The following is a 19184-nucleotide window of genomic DNA, read 5'->3' as shown; positions in this document are numbered from 1 at the left end:
CGGTGTCGGAAGAACTGGTTCGGCCGCTCAACCGTCCCCGGCCCGTGACCAGGAGTCAGCCATGACCGGCGTTTCCACGCTCGACCGCCCCCCGCAGCCGGCGGCCCCCACCCGCTACACCGTCAGCGTCGCCCGCACCGAGGACGACGTGCGGGCCGCCCAGCGGCTGCGGCACAACGTCTTCGCCGGGGAGATGGGCGCCCTGCTGTCCACCCCGCAGCCGGGGCACGACATCGACGCCTTCGACGCGTACTGCGACCACCTGCTGGTCCGGGACACGTTCACCGACCAGGTCGTGGGCACCTACCGGCTGCTGCCTCCGGACCGCGCCGCGGTCGCCGGAGGGCTCTACTCGGAGGGCGAGTTCGACCTCGCGCCCCTCGACCCGATCCGGCCGGGCCTGGTCGAGGTGGGGCGCTCCTGTGTCCACCCCGACCACCGCGACGGCGCGGTCATCGGCCTGATCTGGGCCGGGATAGCCCGCTACATGGTGGACAACGGCCACGAGTGGCTGGCCGGCTGCTGCTCCGTCCCGCTCGCCGACGGCGGCGCCCTCGCGGCTGGCACCTGGGACCGGGTGCGGGACAAGCACCTGGCGCCCGAGGAGTACCGGGTCCGTCCGCTGCTGCCCTGGAACGCCGAGGGCGTGGCCCGCCCCGAGGGCCGTACCGAACTGCCCCCGCTGCTGCGCGGCTACCTCCGCCTCGGTGCCTGGGTCTGCGCGGAGCCCGCGCACGACCCGGACTTCGGGGTCGCCGACCTGTACGTGCTGCTGTCGATGCGCCGGGTCAACGCGCGCTATCTGAAGCACTTCCTCTCGCTCGTCCCGGCCTGATGACCATGCTGCGCACGGTGCCGGTGGGGGTGCGGGTCCTGCCCCCGCGGAGTGAGCGCCGGGTGGCGGCGGCCGTGCCCCGCCCGGTCGTGCCGTCGAGCGCCTGGCTGCCGACCGCGCCCTGCTCCCCGCAGGTCTGCGTCGCCTCCGCCCGCTCCCTGGCCGACGTGCCGCGCGCGACCCTGCGGCTCGGGGCACTGCTGGTCACGCTGGCCGTGGGCATCGCCCTGCTGCCGGTGTTCGGGGCCGTCCCCGCCGCCCGCCGGGACCCGCTGATCCGGTGGTGGAGCCGGGCCGTGGTCCGGGCCAGTGGGGTACGCGTGCGCATCACCGGTGCGGCGGCGCCCCAGGGAGGTCTGCTGCTGGTCGCCAACCACATCTCGTGGCTGGACATCCCGCTGCTCGCGGCGGTGCGCCCGGCCCGGATGCTGGCCAAGGCGGAGATCCGGCGCTGGCCGGTGGCGGGCGGGCTCACCGCGCGCAGCGGCGCCCTGTTCATCGAGCGGGACCGGCTGCGCGCGCTGCCGGACACGGTCGCCCGGATCGCCGGGACCCTGCGCTCCGGTGCCGCGGTGGTCGCCTTCCCGGAGGGCAGCACCTGGTGCGGCCGGGCGCAGGGCCCCTTCCGCCGGGCGGTGTTCCAGGCCGCGCTGGACGCGGGTGTGGCGGTGCAGCCGGTGCGGCTGAGCTACCGGTTCGACGGCGGTCCGGCGAGCACCGCGCCCGCCTTCGTCGGGGAGGACTCCCTGCTCTCCTCGCTGTGGCGGGTGGTCATGGCCCGCCGCCTGGTCGCCGAGGTCGAGATCCGCCCCGAGATCCCGGCGGGCACCCACCCCGACCGCCGTTCCCTGGCACGGGCGGCCCAGCCGCGACCGGCCGGAGGAGAACTCTCCTGGGCGCACGCGGCGCCGGCGGCGGAGCGGTCGCGGGGGCCGAGGGGGCGTGCGGGACAGTAAGAATGAGCGGCATGACGATGGTGAAGGACCTCGACGTCCGCGGTATGCAGCACTGCGAGACGACGGCGCTGGGCGTGTTGCTGCGGCATGCAGGACTCGACTTGTCCGAGCCCGCGCTGTTCGGCCTCGGCTCCGGGCTGTCCTTCCTCTACTGGGACAGCAAAGCCATGGGCTTTCCCTTCCTGGGAGGCCGCGTCAAGCCGTTCGAACTCACGAGGAACCTGGCCGCCGAACTCGGGCTCGAACTGCAGGTCAGGGAGACCACATCGGCACGCAAGGCGTGGCAGGACGTGGCGGGACCCCTCGACGCCGGCCGGCCGGTCGGCCTGCAGCTCGACAGCTACCACCTGGACTACTTCAGCACCAAGGTGCACTTCGGCGGGCATGTCGTGGCCATGTACGGCTACGACGAACAGGACGCCTACCTGGTGGACACCGCCGCGCAGGGCGGAGCCGTCTCGACCGGGCTCGCCGGGCTGGCCAGGGCCAGAGCCGAGCGCGGCCCCATGACCGCCAGGCACCGCTCCTTCACCATCACGGCGCCCGGCAACGCGCCGTCACCGCAGGACCGGATCATCCCCGCGATCAAGAAGTGCGCCCACGCCTTCCTGAACCCACCGATTGCGAACCTGGGCGACCGGGGCATCGAGAAAGCGGCCAAAGAAGTACCGAAGTGGCTGCGGCGCAGCGCGAATCCGCAGGAGGACCTGCCCCGGGCGGCCGTCCTCATGGAGAAGGCCGGCACCGGCGGCGCCCTGTTCCGCAATCTCTACCGGGACTTCCTCGCCGAGTCCGCCCAGCTGATCGACAACAGCCACCTGCGCACCGGGCACCGTCTGTACTCCGAGGCCGCCACCCTCTGGACCCAGGTGGCCGGGCTCGTCGCGACAGCGGGGGAATCGGGCGACGTGGAGAACCTCGAGCAGGCCGGAACCATCCTCCACGAGCTCGCCCGCATCGAACGCGACGCGATGCGGGCCCTCAGCCTGCTCTAGGAGCCTGATCGGCTAGGAAGCGGCCATCGCGCGGGCCAGATACCCCGCCGTGGCGCTCCCCTCCGTCCGTGCCACCTCCGCCGGCGGCCCCGTCGCCACGATGCGGCCGCCCGCGTCACCGCCGCCGGGGCCGAGGTCGATCACCCAGTCCGCGCCCGCCACCACCGCCATGTCGTGCTCGACGACGACCACGGTGTGCCCGGCGTCGACCAGGCCGTGCAGCTGCCGCATCAGTACCTCGACGTCGGCCGGGTGGAGTCCGGTCGTCGGCTCGTCGAGGAGGTACAGGGTGTGCCCGCGCCGGCCGCGCTGGAGTTCGCTCGCCAGCTTGATCCGCTGGGCCTCGCCGCCGGACAGCTCGGTCGCGGGCTGCCCGAGCCGCAGATAGCCGAGGCCGACGTCGAGCAGCGTGCCGAGGCTGCGGGCGACGGACGGGGTGTCCGCGAAGAAGTCCGCCGCCGCCTCCACGGTGAGGTCCAGCACCTGCGCGATGTTCCGCCCCCGGTACGTCACTTCCAGCGTCTCGGGACGGTAGCGCGCGCCCCCGCAGTCGGGGCACGCCGCGTACGTGCTCGGCAGGAACAACAGCTCGACGCTGACGAACCCCTCGCCCTGACAGGTCTCGCAGCGCCCGCCGGCGACGTTGAAGGAGAACCGGCCGACACCGTAACCCCGCTGCCGCGCCTGGTCCGTGGCCGCGAACGCCTTCCGCACGACGTCGAACAGGCCCGTGTAGGTGGCAAGGTTGGAGCGCGGGGTGCGTCCGATGGGCTTCTGATCGACGCAGACCAGACGCCCGACGCCCGCGAGGTCCTCCGTGATCTCCCCGATCAGGGTGGACTTCCCGGACCCGGAGACCCCGGTGACCGCGGTGAACGCCCCGAGCGGGAACTCGGCCGTCACCGCGCGCAGATTGTGCCGGGTGACCGGGCCGACCTTCAACTGCCCCGTGGGGGTGCGCACTTCGCGTACGGGGGTAGGGGCGCGGTCGAAGAGGAAACGGGCCGTCGCCGACTCCTCGACCGCGGCGAGCCGCTCCGGCGGTCCGCTGTGGAGCACCTGCCCGCCGTGCTCGCCCGCGCGCGGGCCCACGTCCACCAGCCAGTCGGCGCCGCGCATCACGTCCAGCTGGTGCTCCACCACGAACACCGAGTTCCCGGCGGCCTTCAGCCGTGCCAGCACCGTCAGCAGCGCCTCCGTGTCCGCCGGGTGCAGTCCGGCGGACGGCTCGTCGAGGACGTAGACGACGCCGAAGAGTCCGGAGCGCAGTTGGGTGGCGAGGCGCAGGCGCTGGAGCTCGCCCGCGGAGAGGGTGGGGGTGGCGCGGTCGAGGCTGAGGTAGCCGAGGCCCAGCTCCAGGACCGGGGCGATCCGGGAGGCGAGGTCCTCGGTGAGGACGCGGGCGGTCTCGGAGGTGCCGTGCGGGATCCCGGCGAGCTCGACCAGGGGCAGCGCCGCGAGTTCGGCGATCGTCCGGCCGGCGAAGGTCACCGCGAGGGCCTCCGGGCGCAGCCTGCTGCCGCCGCAGGCCGGACAGGGCGCACTGACCAGGAAGCGCTCCGCCTTGGCACGCAAAGTCGCGCTCTTGGAGTCGGAGAACGTCTTCATGACGTACCGCCGGGCGCTCATGTACGTGCCCTGGTACGGCCGTTGGATCCGTTCGGCGTCCCGCACCGGATGCACCGTGACGACCGGCTGCTCGTCGGTGAACAGGATCCACTCCCGCTGCTCGGCCGGCAGCTCCCGCCAGGGCAGGTCCACGTCGTGGCCGAGCGCGTCCAGGATGTCCCGCAGGTTCTTGCCCTGCCAGGCGCCCGGCCAGGCGGCGACGGCACCGTCCCGGATCGACAGCGAGGGGTCGGGGACCAGCAACTCCTCGGTCGTACGGTGGACTTGGCCGAGGCCGTGGCACTCGGGGCAGGCCCCGGCCGCCGTGTTGGGGGAGAAGGCGTCGGAGTCGAGCCGTTCGGCGCCCGGCGGGTAGTCGCCCGCGCGGGAGAACAGCATGCGCAGCGAGTTGGAGAGGTTGGTGACCGTGCCGACCGAGGAGCGGGAGGTGGGCGCCGAGCGGCGCTGCTGCAGGGAGACCGCGGGCGGCAGTCCGGTGATCTCCCCGACCTTCGGCGCCCCCACCTGATGGATCAGCCTGCGCGCGTACGGCGCCACCGACTCGAAGTAGCGGCGCTGCGCCTCGGCGTAGATCGTGCCGAAGGCGAGCGAGGACTTCCCCGAACCGGAGACGCCGGTGAACACGGCCAGCACGTCCCGCGGGATGTCGACGTCCACGCCCTTGAGGTTGTGCTCACGGGCGCCCCGGACACGGACGTACGGGTCGTGAGGCTCGGGCATGGAGGGGACTCCGTGGATCGAAGGGACAAACTCCACAATTCTACGGGACCGGCCCGAAGAGTCGTCCGCGGGTCCACGACGCCGAGGCGGCATCGGTCACCCGGAAGCTCCCCTGATCCCGGCGAGGCGGCGGTAGGAGTCCAGCAGGGACGGGCGGTCGTAGGTGCTGGTGGTGACCAGGATTTCCTGGGCGCCCGTCTCCTTCAGCAGGATGTCCAGCTCGTCGGCGACCTGCTCCTCGGTGCCGGCGATGTGGCCGGTGAGGCCCTGCTCGTAGAAGCCGCGCTCTTTGGCGGTCATGGTCAGTGCCTCGACGCGTTCGGCGGGCGGCAGGGGCGGGAAGGTGCCGTGCGTGCGGGAGTACGCCATCGACCAGGCCTCCGGGATCAGCAGGCGCCGGGCCTTCTCGGGGGTGGCGGCCACGGCGATGGTGCCGGAGACGACGACGTAGGGTTCCGCGGCCCAGGGGGAGGGGCGGAAGTTCGCGCGGTAGTGATCGATGCCGCGCTGCATCTTCGGGCGGTTCCTGAGGTCACCGATGACCAGGGGCAGCCCGGCGCGGGCCGCGATGGCGGCGCCTTCCCCCATCGCGAGCACGAACGGCGGCACGGTCAGCCCCTCGGCGGGACGCGCGTGCACCCCGGTGGGCGACGTGCCCCGGAACCAGCCGAGCAGTTCGTCGAGTTGCCCGGTGAAGTCCTCGGCGTCGTCCTTGTCCCGGCCCAGCGCCCGGCGCACCCCGTCGGTGAAGCCGACGGAACGGCCGAGGCCCATGTCGATCCGGCCCGGGAAGAGGGACTCCAGCACCCCGAACTGTTCCGCGACGACGAGGGGCTGGTGGTTCGGCAGCATCACCCCGCCGGTCCCCACCCGGATCGTGCGGGTGGCCGAGGCGACCGCGGCGGCCAGTACGGTCGGGGCGGAACCGGCGACGCCGGGGACGCCGTGGTGTTCCGAGACCCACAGCCGGTGGTAACCGAGCCCTTCCAGCTCCCGCGCCAGGGCGATGGTGTCACGCAGCGCCTCGCCGTTCGAGTGGCCCTCGCGGGTGCGGGAGCGGTCGAGGACGGAGAAGCGGGTCTGCGCGATCACGGAACTCATACCGGGTACAACACCGGGCCGGCGTCAGGATTCCTGCCCGCCGGGTGAGCGCTTCTCCGCTCAGCCCTCGGGGTGCAGCAGCCCTCGCTCGTAGGCCCTGACCAGGTGCTGCGGCACCAGGTGCCGGACGCCGTCGACGGTGACCGGCACCAGGGTCGGGGTGGCGGCCTTCCACTGCGCTCGGCGGTGGCGGGTGTTGCTGCGGGACATCTTCCGCTTGGGGACGGCCATGACGAACCTCCTCGGTGGGTGAACGTCGAGGACGCTACATGAAAATGGATCCCATTAACAACTGAAGCCGGTGGTCAGCGGCGGGAGCGGACCCGCGCGTCCTTCGGCGGGTCGATGAACTGCAGCTCCAGCGCGACCGGCGGCTCGGCCACGCCGGGGCCGCCAGCCGCCAGCCAGCGCACGATCTCCTCGGTGCTGTCGTAATCCGTGGCGAACCCCACCCAGGTCGGCCGCCCTCCGGCACGCCGGCCCGCCGCCGAGGGGCCGACGACGATGACATTGGCCTGATCGCAGGGGCCCAGGCAGTCGGTCGTACGGATCCGGAAGCCGTGCTCCGCGGCCGCGGCGCGCAGCACCTCCAGTTGCCCCTCGTGATCGGTGCCCGGGTGCTTGCGGGCGTTGCCGCAGCAGCAGCCCCGGCAGACGACGAGCGTGCAGGCGGAAGCGGTCAGGGAGGTGCGGCGCGTCAAAGGCATGACAGAAGTGTGGCGCCTGCCGGGGCCGCCCCGGTCACCGGGCGGCCGCTGCGTAGGGTGGACGGCGTGACCGACAGCAGCAAGCGCCCGCTCGCCGTGTTCGACCTCGACAACACGCTCGCCGACACCGCCCACCGGCAGCGGTTCCTGGAGTCCCGGCCCCGTGACTGGGACGCCTTCTTCGCGGCCGCGCCCGCGGACCCGCCGATCCCCGAGGGCATCGCGCTGGTGCTGGACAGCGCCGAGGAGTGCGAGGTCGTCTATCTGACCGGGCGGCCCGAACGCTGCCGTGCGGACACCCTGGAGTGGCTCGCGGCCCAGCAACTGCCCGAGGGCCGTGTGTACATGCGGCGCGACACCGACCGCAGGCCCGCCCGGCGCACCAAGCTGGAGATCCTCCGCCGCCTGGCCAGGACCCGTCGGATCCGGGTCCTGGTGGACGACGACGAGCTGGTGTGCGCGGACGCCGAACAGGCCGGGTTCACCGTCGTACGGGCGCGCTGGACCGCCCCTTCCGCCGCGCTGAAGACCGCGCAGGAGCGGGAGGGGCGGACCTGAGCGGACCGGGGCGGCACGCCCGCCGGCCGGTCTACTCCAGGCGGAAGCCGACCTTCATGGTCACCTGCCAGTGCGCGATCTGCCCGTCGTTCAGCTGGCCGCGTACCTCGGTCACCTCGAACCAGTCCAGGTTGCGCACGGTCTGCGAAGCCCGCTCGATACCGTTGCGAATGGCCTGGTCCACGCCCTCGGGCGAGGTGCCGACGATATCCGTGACCCGGTAGGTGTGGTTCGACATGTGGGTGCTCCTCTCACACGCGTCATTCCACGGTGCCCCACGGTGGGACATCGCGCGAGCCGTCCGTCACCGCGCCACGCTCAGCGACAGCGCGAACCGGCCGTCCCGGTCCGTCCACCAGTGGGTCAGCTCCAGCCCCGACGCGGACAGTTCGCCGCGCACGCCCTCCTTGCGGAACTTCGCCGACACCTCGGTGTGCAGCTCCTCGCCGGCCGCGAAGTCGACGGCGAGGTCCAGGGCGGGCACCTTCACCGTCTGCGCGGCCAGGGACCGCAGCCGCATCTCGATCCACTCGTTGCCGGCGTCCCACAGCGCCACGTGCGCGAAGGCGCCGGGATCGAAGTCGGCGCCCAGTTCCCGGTTGACGACGGTCAGGACGTTCTTGTTGAACGCGGCCGTCACCCCGGCCGCGTCGTCATACGCCCTGACCAGCACCTGCTCGTCCTTGACCAGGTCCGTGCCGAGCAGCAGGGCGTCCCCCGGCGCCATCAGCGCGCGGACCCGGGCGAGGAAGGCCGCCCGCTCGGCGGGCAGCAGGTTGCCGATCGTGCCGCCGAGGAACGCCATCAGCCGGGGGCCCGGGGTGTCGGGCAGGGTGAGCCCGCCGGTGAAGTCGGCGATCAGCGCGTGCACGTCCAGGGCGGGCCGCTCCCCGATGAGGGCGTGCCCGGCCTGGGTGAGGGCGCTCTCGCTGACGTCGACCGGGACGTACGTGTGCAGGTCGGTGAGCGCGTCGATGAGGTACCGGGTCTTCTCCGAGGAGCCGGAGCCGAGTTCGACCAGGGTGCGGGCGCGGGTGGCCGCGGCGATCTCGTCGGCGCGGTCGACCAGGATCTCCCGTTCGGCACGCGTGGGGTAGTACTCGGGCAACTCCGTGATCTGCTCGAACAGTTCGCTGCCGTGGGCGTCGTAGAACCACTTCGGCGGGAGTGTCTTCGGGGTGCGGGTCAGGCCGTGCAGGACGTCGGCGCGCAGGGCGGCCTCCGTGGCGTCCTCGGGCAGCTGGCGGGTGAGAAGGAACGGGCTCACGTGCGGGGCTCCTTCGACGGTGCGGGGGCCGAGGACTCGCCCGGCTCCTTCAGCGGGGAGAGAGTGACGTCCGTGCGGCTCGCGACGAGGAGCGTGCGGTCCGGGACCTCGTGCCAGAGCGGATCGTCGTCGTACGGTTCGGAGGCCACGACCGTGCCGCGGCCGGGTGCGGTGAGGTACCACAGCGTGTCGCCCCAGGCGGTTGCCGTAATGCTGTCGCCGCTGGTCAGCAGCAGGTTCAGCCGGGCGTCCGGGGCCGCCTCGGCGACCTCCCGGACGGTGTCGGCCAGGGCCCGGGCCTCGCCGTCCCCGGCGCGCAGCCGGCCCAGGACCAGCGCCCACACGAACGCCGAGTCGTTGCGGGCCTCCAGCGACAGCAGGTCCGTCGCGGACAGGGTCCCGGCGAGCGGTGCGAGGGAGCCGGGCCAGCCCGGGACGGCGCCGTTGTGGCTGAACAGCCAGGTGCCGGAGGCGAAGGGCGCCGCCGCGGCCTCCGCGTCCGCCCCGGAGAGCGTCGCGTCCCGCACCGCGGCCAGCAGGGACGTCGTCCTGACGACGCGGGCGAGATCGGCGAAGGACAGGTCCGCCCAGATCGGCCCGGCCCGCCGGTACCGGGCCGGCACCGGATCACCGGCCGCGTACCAGCCGACGCCGAAACCGTCGGCGTTGACCGTCCCGTACCGCTGCCGTCCGGGGGCCCAGGACTGGCGGTACAGGCCGTGCGGAGGGTGCACCAGGCAGTCGGCGAGCGGCTTCTCGGGCCCCAGATACGCCACATGACGGCACATCAGACCGCCTCCGAGCGGGCCGTGCGGAACCCGGCGAAGATCTGCCGGCGGATCGGGTAGTCCCAGTTGCGGAACGTGCCCCGGCAGGCGACCGCGTCCACGGCGAACGAACCGCCGCGCAGCACCTTGTGGTCCGGCCCGAAGAACACCTCCGAGTACTCCTTGTACGGAAAGGCGACGAACCCGGGGTAGGGCAGGAAGTCGCTCGCCGTCCACTCCCACACATCGCCGATCAACTGCCGTACGCCGAGAGGTGATTCGCCCTCGGGGTAGCTGCCGACCGGCGCCGGACGCAGATGGCGCTGGCCGAGGTTGGCGTGCTCGGGGGCCGGGTCGGCGTCGCCCCAGGGGTAGCGGGCGGAGCGGTCGCCGGCCGGGTCGTGGCGGGCGGCCTTCTCCCACTCGGCCTCAGTGGGCAGCCGGCGGCCGGCCCAGCGGGCGTAGGCGTCGGCCTCGTACCAGCACACGTGCAGCACCGGCTCGTCGGACGGTACGACCTCGGTGACCCCGAACCGGCGCCGGAGCCACTGCTTGCCGTCCCGCCGCCAGAACAGCGGTGCCTGGATGGCGTGCTGCCGGATGTGGGCCCACCCCACCGGGGCCCACCAGCGCTCGTTGTCGTAGCCGCCGTCCTCGATGAACGCCTGGTAGGCGCCGTTGGAGACGGGCGTGGTGTCGATGAAGAAGGGTGCCACCTCGCGCCGGTGCGCGGGGCGTTCGTTGTCCAGCGCCCACGGCTCGGTGGAGGTACCCATGGTGAACGGGCCGCCGGGGACCAGGACTTCGGCCGGACCGGTGAACAGCGGGGCCGGTTCCGGGTCCGGGGCGGTGAGGGCCTGCGGCCCCTTGCGCAGCTGATGGGTGATCAGCATGGTTTCGTCGTGCTGCTGTTCGTGCTGGGCGATCATCCCGAAGGCGAAGCCCGCCTCGGTCAGCCGGGTGCCGTGGAACGCGGTGCTCTCCAGCAGGTCCAGGACCCGGCCGCGCACGTCGGCGGCGTACCGGCGGGCCTCGGCGGGCGGCAGCAGCGGCAGGGTGGGGCGCTCGGAGCGGGGGTGCTCGAAGGCGTCGTAGAGGCTGTCGATCTCGGGGCGCATGGCCTCCCGGCCCGCCACGGCCCGCAGCAGCCACTGCTCCTCCTGGTTGCCGATGTGCGCCAGGTCCCACACGAGCGGCGACATCAGCGGGGAGTGCTGCGCGGTGAGGTCGGGGTCCTCGACGCAACTGGTGAGCAGGGTGGTGCGGTCCCGCGCGGTGACCAGCGTGGTCACGGCCCGCTCCCGGAGCGTCTCGGGATCGATGGCGGGGTCGGTCATGTGCGGATGTCCTTCCCGGGCAGGCGGTCGAGCAGGTCGTCGGCGGGACATCGGCCCCGGGTGATGTAGCGGTCCCGGTAGGCCGCGACGGCTTCCGTGACCTCGGGGGTGGCGCCCATCCTGGGCAGCGCCTCCAGCGCGGCGGCAAAGCAGATGACGGCGGCCTCGTGCAGTTCGGGGTCGCTCATCGCGTGCCGGGCCGCGTCGGTCCACAGCGGGTTGTGCGGCGCGGGCACCGGCACCGCCCGCTCGGCCAGCGGCTTCACCGCGCGGTAGGCGGTCTCCGCGGCCGCGGGGTCGTCGAACAGGGCCGCCGTCACGGCAAGTGGGACGATCCAGCCGTCCTCGCCCGGCTGCGCGTCGATCATGCGCAGCTCCAGATGGCCCCGCGGCCGGACCGGTGGGAACAGGGTCGTCAGGTGATAGCCGAGGTCCTCCCGGGTGGGCGGTCTGGGCACCGCCGACCTGGTCCACTCCCGGAAGGTGAGCTCCTCCGGGATCTCCCACGGCCCGCTGTCCTGGCGTACGCACATCACCGGCGCGTCCAGCACATGCCGGGCCCATGCGGCGCGCGGATCGTCGTCCAGCGGGGGAGCGCCCGCCCGGCCCGCGCCGATCTCCATCCACAGCAGCTGCCGGGTGGAGCGCCAGCCGGTGGGTTCGTTCCCGGCGAGGGGGGAGTTGGCGAAGGCCGCCACCAGGACCGCACCGAGCTGATGGGCGAGCCACCAGCGCCGTACGTGACCCAGCGGGCCCGGCTCCTCGTGGCCGGCGTCGAGGCAGACCTGGACGGAGGCCGAGGTGCACATCATGGCGCGCCCGGCCGGACCTCTGCGGTCCAGGCAGGCCTCCATGGCGTCGTAGCGGGGCTCGCGCAGATAGCGGCGGGGTTCGTGCCAGGGGTCCTGGCCGATGCCGACCAGTCCGAGACCGTGCTCGCGCAGGGCCGCGCGGACGGCGTCGAGATCGGCGGAGACGGTACCGATGCACTCCATCAGGGAGGCGGCGGGCGGCGAGCTGAGCTCCAGCTGGCCGCCGGGCTCGACGGTGAGCGCCGACCTCAGGGGCACGGTCCGCAGGGCGGCGTAGGCCGCGCGCAGTCGTTCGGGTGTGACGGGAAGCTGCGGGCTGCGCAGCTCATGGACGAGCCATTCCACCTCGACCCCGAGGGTGCGCGGCGGGCCGGTCTTGAAGCAGATGCCGCGGACGAGGGCCTCGACCTCCGCCTCGGACACCGAGGTCCGGGGCTTGGTACAGCCGCTCGGCGGCGAACCGCCGGATGAATCTGGCATATCGGAATCCTCCTGATATTCCACCATGCCACCGGCCCGGCATTTCGGGTGGGCCGGGACGGCACACTCGTCCCACCCAAGACGCTGAGCGGGCTCCGCACAAGGGCGCCTCCCGGGATGTTCCGGATCGGACACATCCGGTTCCCGCCGGTTTCGGGGCCCGTTCGCGGGCCGGAAAAACTCCGTTGCACCACCCGTGGCCCATCGCCCACGATGCGTACATGAGCACGACGGGGGAGTGCGCCCGGCGCGCGCTCAAGGCGCTCACGGGGGTGGCGCCATGAGCGCGCGCCTGCGGGAGCTCGCACAGCAGACGGAACGGATCGTGGCCGCGGGTTCCTACCCCGCGTCCGACGGCCGTGAGGTGTCGATCGCCGCGGCGGTGGAAGCCGCCAGGCAGGGCACGCGCAGGTACGGGCCCGGCCCCGTGCCGGTGCCCCTGGCCTCCCCGGTGGACACGCACATCGAGGTCACGGGCGAGAGCAGCCTGGAGGCGGCGCGCCGCCTCGGCCCCGGGACGGCCGTCCTGAACTTCTCCTCGGCGCGCAACCCCGGCGGCGGCTATCTCAACGGCGCCCAGGCCCAGGAGGAGGCCCTGTGCCGGGCCTCCGCGCTCTACACCTGCCTGATCGAGCTCCGCGAGTTCTACGACCACCACCGGGCCCACCGCGACCCCTTCTACACCGACCGGGTCATCCACTCACCCGCCGTGCCCGTCTTCCGCGACGACCGAGGACGCCTGCTGGACGCGCCGTACACGGCCGGATTCCTCACCTCCGCGGCGCCGAACGCGGGAGTCGTCAGGCGTACGGCACCGGAGCGCGCCGCTGACCTCCCCGGGGCCCTCGCGGTGCGCGCCGAGCGGGTGCTGGAGGTGGCCGCCGTCCACGGCTACCGGCGGCTGGTGCTCGGCGCCTGGGGCTGCGGAGTGTTCCAGAACGAACCGGGGCAGGTGGCGGGTGCGTTCCGGGCGCTGCTGGGCCCGGGCGGACGGTTCGCGGGCCGCTTCGAGCGGGTCGTGTTCGGCATCCTCGACCGGACCCCGCGGACGACGACCCGGACGGCCTTCGAACGGGCGTTCCTGGAGCCTCAGCTCCAGCCGTAGCGCTCCCGCAGCCGGTGGCGGACCGCGTTGAACCGCATCCGGTCCAGCGCGCATGCCTCGCGCCGCATCCCCCGCTCGTGCAGCCGCAGCACTCGGTCCACGGCGACCCAGGAGTCCCGCCCGGACCGGTCCCAGGGCCCGCGCCCGATCGCCACCCAGTCCCGGTGCGCGTCATGCCGCTTGCTGGACAACTGCACGGCCAGGACGGTGCCGCCCGGCTCCCGGGCCACCACCAGCACGGGCCGGTCCTTGCCGCGGCCGTCGTTCTCCTCGTACGGCACCCAGGTCCAGACGATCTCCCCGGGATCCGGGTCGCCGTCGTGCGCGGGCGAGTACTCGGTGTGCACCCGGCCCACCTCGCGGGGGTCGGCCTCGACGGTGGCGAAGGGGCCCTGACGGCCGGGGATGTTCTCTTCGGTGGACGCAGTCACGGGGATCACGGTAGGGCGTGCGCGGAGGCGAACGGGCGTCGGGCACCCCGCCGGTCTATCCGGCCGGGATGTCCGAGGCGAGCTGCCCCGGCGGCCATGCCTCGTGCCAGCGCAGTTCCGCCTCCAACTGGGCGGCGAGCGACAGCAGAAGGGGCTCGCTGTGGGCCGGTCCCAGCAGTTGGGCGCCGACCGGCAGACCGCCTTCCACGAAGCCCGCGGGGACGTTCACGCCGGGCCAGCCCAGCACGTTCCACGGCCAGGCGAAGGGACAGGCGGCGATCATCGCGCGGTCGGTGGCGAGCCCGCCGAGCCCCAGCAGCGCGCCGATCCGCGGCGGGGGAGCGGCCGTCGTCGGCGCGAGCATCACGTCGTAGGCCTCGAAGAACGTGCCGATACGGCGGTGCAGCACCGCCTCGGCGCGCCGGGCCGCCCGCAGCGGTGCCCCACCGAGCAGCCGGCCCAGCCGGGCGGCGCCCAGGGTGCGCCGGTCCAGCAGCGCGGGAAAGGGCGACTCGCTCACGAACTCGGCGATCCCCATGGTGGCCCGCGGCACGAAGGCCAGCCCGATCTGTCCGTACGGCGGATCGGCCTCCTCGACGATGTGTCCCAGCGCGGCCAGTTTCTCGGCGAGTTCGACGACCTTGTCGCGCACCTCGGGCCGGAGCCGGGCGGGTACCGCGGTGAACGGGGGCTTCAGGGCCAGGGCGATGCGCAGTCGTCCGGGGTCGCGGCCCACGGCCGCCGAGGCGTCGATGGCCGGGGGACGGCAGGGGTCCCCGGCGTGGTTGCCGCTCGCCGCGTCCAGCAGCAGGGCCGCGTCGGCGACCGTACGGGCCAGCGTGCCGTTGACCGTGATGCCCTGGAAGGACTCGCCGCGCGGCCAGGTCGAGATCCGGCCGCGCTGCGGCTTGATGCCGACCAGGTTGGTCCAGGACGCCGGGATCCGCACCGATCCGGCGCCGTCCGAGCCGAGCGCGGCGGGGACCAGCCCGGCGGCGACGGCGGCGGCCGAACCGCCCGAGGAACCGCCCGGCGTGTACTCGGTGTTCCACGGGTTGCGGGTCTCGCCGAAGGCCGGGCCCTCGGTGAACGGCCACTGCCCCAGTTCGCAGGTGTTGGTCTTGCCGACGATCACGGCCCCGGCCGCGCGCAGCCGCCGTACCGCCTCGCCGTCCTCGGCGACCGGCGGGAACTCCCCCTGGCAGCCGAACGCGGTGGGCTCCCCGGCGACGTCCATGTCGTCCTTGACGGCGACCGGCACGCCGAGCAGCGGCCGCCGTCCGCCCGAGGCGAGTTCCCGGTCCGCCGCGTCCGCCTCGGCGAGCGCCGCCTCGGCGCGGACGATCCGGAAGGCGTTGAGGGAGCCCCGTGTCGCCTCGATGCGCGCGAGCGCCCGCTCGACCAGGGTCCGGGAGTTCACCTCCCCGTCGGCCAGCGCACGGGCGGACTCGGTGAGCCCTGCGGAACGGTCGAACGTCATACGGGGCACCTCCGGTGACGGCCTTGTCTACTGAACAGTAGCCTCTGGGGCGGCCTTTGCCTCGGCTTGTGTCGAGCGGTGCGCGGACCATTGACGCACTCTCGTCCCACCCCTACCTTCTGACCGATCTTCCGAACCGAGTTCGGTAAGTCGAACAACTCGGTGTGTGCCCCACGCGTCAGAGGGAGAGCCGCCCATGACCCCGCAACGCCCCACCCCGTCCCGCCGCACCCTGCTCCGGGCGATGACCGCCCTGCCCGCCTCGGCCCTACTGCTGTCCGAGGCGCCCGGACTGCTCGGCGCGGCCGCCGCCGCCGCGCCGCCGAGCGGTTCCGCCACCCGCTACACCATCGTGCCGTTCCTCAACAGCAACGACGGCACGGTCAACGTCTACCAGTCCGACGACGCCACCGACTTCCGGCTGCTGCGCTCCGCCGCCTACACCCCGCCCGCCGGCCGCATCCGCGACGCCAGCGTCATCCGGCACACCGACGGCTACTACTACGTCACCTACACGACCCGCACCTGGCAGGACACCAGCACCACCATCGGCTTCGCGCGCAGCACGGACCGGGTCAACTGGACCTTCCTCTACGACCATCCGGTCCCGATCGCGAACCTCTCCCGCGCCTGGGCACCGGAGTTCTTCGTCGACGGCGACGGCAGCGTGCACGTCATCGTGTCCTGCTCCACGACCAACGACGAGTGGATCTTCACGCCGTACCGGCTCAGGGCCACCAACTCCGCGCTGACCGCGTGGAGTTCACCGGTCGCCCTGACCGGCATCGGCGCCAACCACATCGACACCTTCCTGGTGCGGACCGGCTCGACCTACCACGCCTTCACCAAGAACGAGACCACGAAGTACATCGAGTACGGCACCGCGACCTCCCTCGCCGGGCCCTACACGATCTCCCGCACGGGCGACTGGGCCGGCTGGGGCAGCTACCGCGAGGGCCCGGCGCTGGTCCAGCTCGACAACGGCGCCTGGCGCATGTTCTTCGACGGCTACGGCGACGGCAGGTACTACTGCAGCGACAGCCACGACACCTTCGCCACCTGGTCGGCACCGGCCGCACTGCCCGCGATCTCCGGCACGGCCCGGCACTTCACGGTGGTCAAGGAGACCGTGCCGGGCGGTCCGAGCCTGGCCCGCGGCACCACCCGCTCCTTCCGGTCCGCCAACTACCCCACCCGCCACTGGCAGCAGCAGTCGGCCCTGCTCAACCTCCCCGTGGTGAGCGCCTCCAGCACCACCGCCGAGAAGCAGGCGGCCACCTTCACGGTCACCGCGGGCCTCGCCGACCCGGGCGGCTACTCCTTCCGCGACGCCGCCGGCGCCTACCTGCGCCACTACGACTTCCGCGCCCGCTTCGACCCGGACAACGGCACCGCGGCGTTCGCCCGGGACGCCACGTTCATCGCCCGCACCGGCACGGCGACGGGCGCGCTGCGCTTCGAGTCGTACAACTACCCGGGCCGCTACCTGCGGCACTACGGCTATCAGCTGCGGGTGGAACGGTCCGACGGGACGGACCTGTTCCGGCAGGACAGCTCCTTCGTGCCGGTAGCGGCCTGGGGTTGAGTCGTACGGCGGCCCGCTCCGCTCAGGACAGGTCGAACCGGTCCAGGTTCATCACCTTGTCCCACGCCGTCACGAAGTCACGCACGAACTTCTCCTCCGCGTCCCTGGAGCCGTACACCTCCGACAGGGCCCGGAGCTGGGAGTGCGAACCGAAGACGAGGTCGACGGCCGTGGCGGTCCACCTGACCTCGCCCGTGGCGCGCTCCCGGCCCTCGAAGACGTTCTCGTCCGCGGCCGACGCCTTCCACTCCGTGCTCATGTCGAGCAGGTTGATGAAGAAGTCGTTGGTCAGGGTCTCCGGCCGGTTGGTGAGGACCCCGTGCCGGGACTGCTTGAAGCCGGTGTTCAGGGCCCGCATGCCGCCGATCAGCACCGTCATCTCGGGCGCGGTCAGGGTGAGCATGTTGGCGCGGTCCAGCAGGAGGGTCTCCGGCGACAGCTTCTCGCCCGCCCGCAGGTAGTTGCGGAACCCGTCCGCCTGGGGCTCCAGCATGGCGAACGTCTCCGCGTCGGTCTGCTCCTGGGAGGCGTCCGTGCGGCCGGGGGCGAACGGGACCGTGACCGGGTGCCCGGCGTTCCTGGCCGCTTGCTCGACGGCCGCGCAGCCGCCCAGGACGATCAGGTCGGCGAGCGACACCTTCGTACCGCCGGTCTGCGAGGCGTTGAAGTCCCGCTGGATCCGCTCCAGGGCCGCCACCGTATCGGTGACCTCGGGCAGGTCGTTGACCTCCCAGTCCTTCTGCGGTGCCAGCCGGATCCGGGCGCCGTTGGCCCCGCCGCGCTTGTCGGTGCCGCGGAAGCTCGCCGCCGCCGCCCACGCGGTGGTGGCCAGCTGGGACACGGACAGCCCCGAGTCGAGGATCGTGGCCTTGAGGGCGGCGATGTCCTCGTCCCCGACCAGCTCGTGGTCGACCTCGGGCACCGGGTCCTGCCACAGCTGCGGTTCGGGAACCCACGGGCCGAGGTAACGCGACAGGGGACCCATGTCACGGTGCAGCAGCTTGTACCACGCCTTGGCGAACGCCTCCGCGAGCTTGTCCGGGTTCTCGTGGAAGCTCTTCGCGATCGGCCCGTAGACCGGGTCCACCTTCAGCGCGAGGTCCGTCGTCAGCATCATGGGCGCGTGCCGCTTCGACGGATCGTGGGCGTCGGGCACGGTGTCCTTGGCCGCGGCATCCGTGGGAGTCCACTGCTTCGCACCGGCCGGGCTCGTCGTCAGCTCCCACTCGTACCCGAACAGGTTGTTGAGGTATCCGTTGTCCCACCTGGTCGGCTCGGAGGTCCACGCGCCCTCCAGCCCGCTGGTGAGCGCGTGCGGGCCGACGCCGCGGCCGTAGGTGTTCCGCCAGCCGAGCCCCTGCTGCTCGATGGGGGCTGCCTCGGGCTCCGGGCCGATGTAACTGACGTCGACCGCGCCATGGCACTTGCCGAAGGTGTGGCCGCCGACGATGAGCGCGACCGTCTCCTCGTCGTTCATCGCCATACGCCCGAACGTCTCGCGGATGTCCCGGGCGGCGGCCATCGGATCCGGGTTGCCGCTGGGCCCCTCGGGATTGACGTAGATCAGGCCCATCTGCACGGCACCGAAAGGACCGGTGAGTTCCCGGTCGCCGCTGTAGCGCTCATCGCCGAGCCAGGTGTCCTCGGGCCCCCAGAAGATCTCCTCCGGCTCCCAGATGTCCTCGCGTCCGAAACCGAATCCGAACGTCTTGAACCCCATCGATTCCATGGCGCAGTTGCCGGTGAACACGAGGAGATCGGCCCAGGAGATCTTCCGGCCGTACTTCTGCTTCACCGGCCACAGCAGGCGGCGCGCCTTGTCCAGGCTCGCGTTGTCCGGCCAGCTGTTGAGCGGGGCGAAGCGCTGCGCACCGCTGCCGCCGCCGCCCCGGCCGTCCGCGATCCGGTACGTGCCCGCGGCGTGCCAGCTCATCCGGATGAAGAGCGGCCCGTAGTGACCGTAGTCGGCGGGCCACCAGTCCTGGGACGTCGTCATCACCTCGAGGACGTCCCGCTTCAGCGCCTCCACGTCGAGGGTCGCGAACTCCTTCGCGTAGTCGAAGTCCTCCTCCATCGGATTGGAGCGGGACGAGTGCTGGTGCAGAACTTGGAGGTCCAGCTGATTGGGCCACCAGTCCCGGTTCGTCCTGGGCCGAGTCGAGGTGGGACTCGGGGAGGGGATTACCGGGTTCTCGCTCTCACTGCCGGGCATGATTGTCCTTCTTCCTGTCACCGTGTCCGTTTCGTGCCGGGTCGGCGTCCGTATGGTCGCGTACCGCGGAGCGCATCGCTACGAACCACGCAGGGGCAGCCGATTCGGCGGCCGCAGGTCAGCGGCGGGGTTTCTGTTCCCGCTGGGGTTTCTGTTATGGCACCCCCCTGCCGGAGGTCTCCCCTTGTACCGGGCGAAAGAATGCGG

Annotated in this window: 18 protein-coding genes; 6 read left to right on the top strand and 12 right to left on the bottom strand. The window is 72.5% G+C overall.

Translation table 11 applies throughout. The annotated features are described in order from the left end of the window. Window positions 1-61: 61 nt before the first annotated feature. From ACFYW5_RS23045 to ACFYW5_RS23035, 3 genes are read left to right on the top strand one after another with little or no spacing between them, the layout of a single operon-like run. A complete protein-coding gene (locus ACFYW5_RS23045; RefSeq protein ID WP_389418941.1) occupies window positions 62-835 on the top strand; it encodes a GNAT family N-acetyltransferase in 774 nt (257 codons plus the stop codon). Beyond that, on the top strand, window positions 835-1791 hold the full coding sequence (locus ACFYW5_RS23040; protein WP_389418940.1) for a lysophospholipid acyltransferase family protein: 957 nt from the start codon (window positions 835-837) through the stop codon (window positions 1789-1791). Before ACFYW5_RS23045 ends, ACFYW5_RS23040 begins: the two co-directional genes overlap by 1 nt. Before the next feature lie 11 nt (window positions 1792-1802). Beyond that, window positions 1803-2786 (top strand): BtrH N-terminal domain-containing protein, encoded by a 984-nt coding sequence (locus ACFYW5_RS23035; RefSeq protein WP_389418939.1) that lies wholly within the window; start codon window positions 1803-1805, stop codon window positions 2784-2786. A 12-nt stretch (window positions 2787-2798) separates the two neighbouring features. On the opposite strand, the gene ACFYW5_RS23030 is transcribed toward ACFYW5_RS23035, so the two are convergent. The 4 genes from ACFYW5_RS23030 to ACFYW5_RS23015 all read right to left on the bottom strand — a co-directional run bounded on the left by ACFYW5_RS23030 (window position 2799) and on the right by ACFYW5_RS23015 (window position 6943). After that, on the bottom strand, window positions 2799-5135 hold the full coding sequence (locus ACFYW5_RS23030) for an ATP-binding cassette domain-containing protein (protein ID WP_389418938.1): 2337 nt from the start codon (window positions 5133-5135) through the stop codon (window positions 2799-2801). Between the two features lie 96 nt (window positions 5136-5231). Further along, a complete protein-coding gene (locus tag ACFYW5_RS23025; protein WP_389418937.1) occupies window positions 5232-6236 on the bottom strand; it encodes an LLM class flavin-dependent oxidoreductase in 1005 nt (334 codons plus the stop codon). A gap of 60 nt (window positions 6237-6296) precedes the next feature. Next, complete coding sequence (rpmF, locus tag ACFYW5_RS23020; RefSeq protein WP_389418936.1) at window positions 6297-6467, bottom strand: 50S ribosomal protein L32; 171 nt, start codon at window positions 6465-6467, stop codon at window positions 6297-6299. Between the two features lie 74 nt (window positions 6468-6541). Then, the gene (locus ACFYW5_RS23015; protein ID WP_389418935.1) at window positions 6542-6943 is read right to left on the bottom strand and encodes a (2Fe-2S) ferredoxin domain-containing protein; all 402 of its coding nucleotides are present in this window, start codon (window positions 6941-6943) and stop codon (window positions 6542-6544) included. Between the two features lie 66 nt (window positions 6944-7009). Between ACFYW5_RS23015 and ACFYW5_RS23010 the strand changes: the two genes are divergently transcribed. Then, the gene (locus tag ACFYW5_RS23010; RefSeq protein WP_389418934.1) at window positions 7010-7501 is read left to right on the top strand and encodes a hypothetical protein; all 492 of its coding nucleotides are present in this window, start codon (window positions 7010-7012) and stop codon (window positions 7499-7501) included. 31 nt (window positions 7502-7532) lie between these two features. Here the strand turns inward: ACFYW5_RS23010 and ACFYW5_RS23005 are convergent, their stop codons facing one another. From ACFYW5_RS23005 to egtA, 5 genes are all read right to left on the bottom strand, one after another. Beyond that, window positions 7533-7739 (bottom strand): dodecin, encoded by a 207-nt coding sequence (locus tag ACFYW5_RS23005; RefSeq protein ID WP_389418933.1) that lies wholly within the window; start codon window positions 7737-7739, stop codon window positions 7533-7535. A gap of 66 nt (window positions 7740-7805) precedes the next feature. Then, a complete protein-coding gene (egtD, locus tag ACFYW5_RS23000; protein WP_389418932.1) occupies window positions 7806-8768 on the bottom strand; it encodes an L-histidine N(alpha)-methyltransferase in 963 nt (320 codons plus the stop codon). Beyond that, window positions 8765-9556, bottom strand: coding sequence for an ergothioneine biosynthesis protein EgtC (egtC, locus tag ACFYW5_RS22995; RefSeq protein ID WP_389418931.1), 792 nt, complete (start codon window positions 9554-9556; stop codon window positions 8765-8767). Before egtC ends, egtD begins: the two co-directional genes overlap by 4 nt. Further along, window positions 9556-10872, bottom strand: coding sequence for an ergothioneine biosynthesis protein EgtB (gene egtB, locus ACFYW5_RS22990; RefSeq protein ID WP_389418930.1), 1317 nt, complete (start codon window positions 10870-10872; stop codon window positions 9556-9558). The genes egtC and egtB overlap by 1 nt, the downstream gene beginning before the upstream one ends. Continuing rightward, the gene (gene egtA / locus ACFYW5_RS22985) at window positions 10869-12164 is read right to left on the bottom strand and encodes an ergothioneine biosynthesis glutamate--cysteine ligase EgtA (protein ID WP_389418929.1); all 1296 of its coding nucleotides are present in this window, start codon (window positions 12162-12164) and stop codon (window positions 10869-10871) included. The genes egtB and egtA overlap by 4 nt, the downstream gene beginning before the upstream one ends. Before the next feature lie 280 nt (window positions 12165-12444). Here egtA and ACFYW5_RS22980 point away from each other — a divergent pair, with 280 nt between their 5' ends. After that, window positions 12445-13269 carry a TIGR02452 family protein gene (locus tag ACFYW5_RS22980; protein WP_389418928.1) on the top strand — a complete coding sequence of 275 codons (825 nt, stop codon included), beginning with the start codon at window positions 12445-12447 and terminating at the stop codon, window positions 13267-13269. On the opposite strand, the gene ACFYW5_RS22975 is transcribed toward ACFYW5_RS22980, so the two are convergent. Further along, complete coding sequence (locus ACFYW5_RS22975) at window positions 13254-13700, bottom strand: type II toxin-antitoxin system PemK/MazF family toxin (protein WP_389418927.1); 447 nt, start codon at window positions 13698-13700, stop codon at window positions 13254-13256. The two genes, ACFYW5_RS22980 and ACFYW5_RS22975, sit on opposite strands and share 16 nt — an antisense overlap. Window positions 13701-13755: 55 nt before the next feature. Further along, window positions 13756-15180 (bottom strand): amidase, encoded by a 1425-nt coding sequence (locus tag ACFYW5_RS22970; protein ID WP_389418926.1) that lies wholly within the window; start codon window positions 15178-15180, stop codon window positions 13756-13758. A gap of 196 nt (window positions 15181-15376) precedes the next feature. On the opposite strand from ACFYW5_RS22970, the gene ACFYW5_RS22965 reads away from it, so the two are divergent. Next, window positions 15377-16765, top strand: coding sequence for a glycoside hydrolase family 43 protein (locus ACFYW5_RS22965; RefSeq protein WP_389418925.1), 1389 nt, complete (start codon window positions 15377-15379; stop codon window positions 16763-16765). Between the two features lie 22 nt (window positions 16766-16787). Here ACFYW5_RS22965 and katG read toward each other — a convergent pair whose 3' ends face one another. Next, on the bottom strand, window positions 16788-18977 hold the full coding sequence (gene katG, locus ACFYW5_RS22960) for a catalase/peroxidase HPI (RefSeq protein WP_389418924.1): 2190 nt from the start codon (window positions 18975-18977) through the stop codon (window positions 16788-16790). Window positions 18978-19184 lie beyond the last annotated feature (207 nt).

The organism is Streptomyces sp. NPDC002779 (assembly GCF_042888685.1).
Taxonomy (GTDB): domain Bacteria; phylum Actinomycetota; class Actinomycetes; order Streptomycetales; family Streptomycetaceae; genus Streptomyces.
The sequence above is the reverse complement of the archived record's forward strand: the minus strand, read 5'-3'. Positions and strand labels throughout refer to the sequence as shown.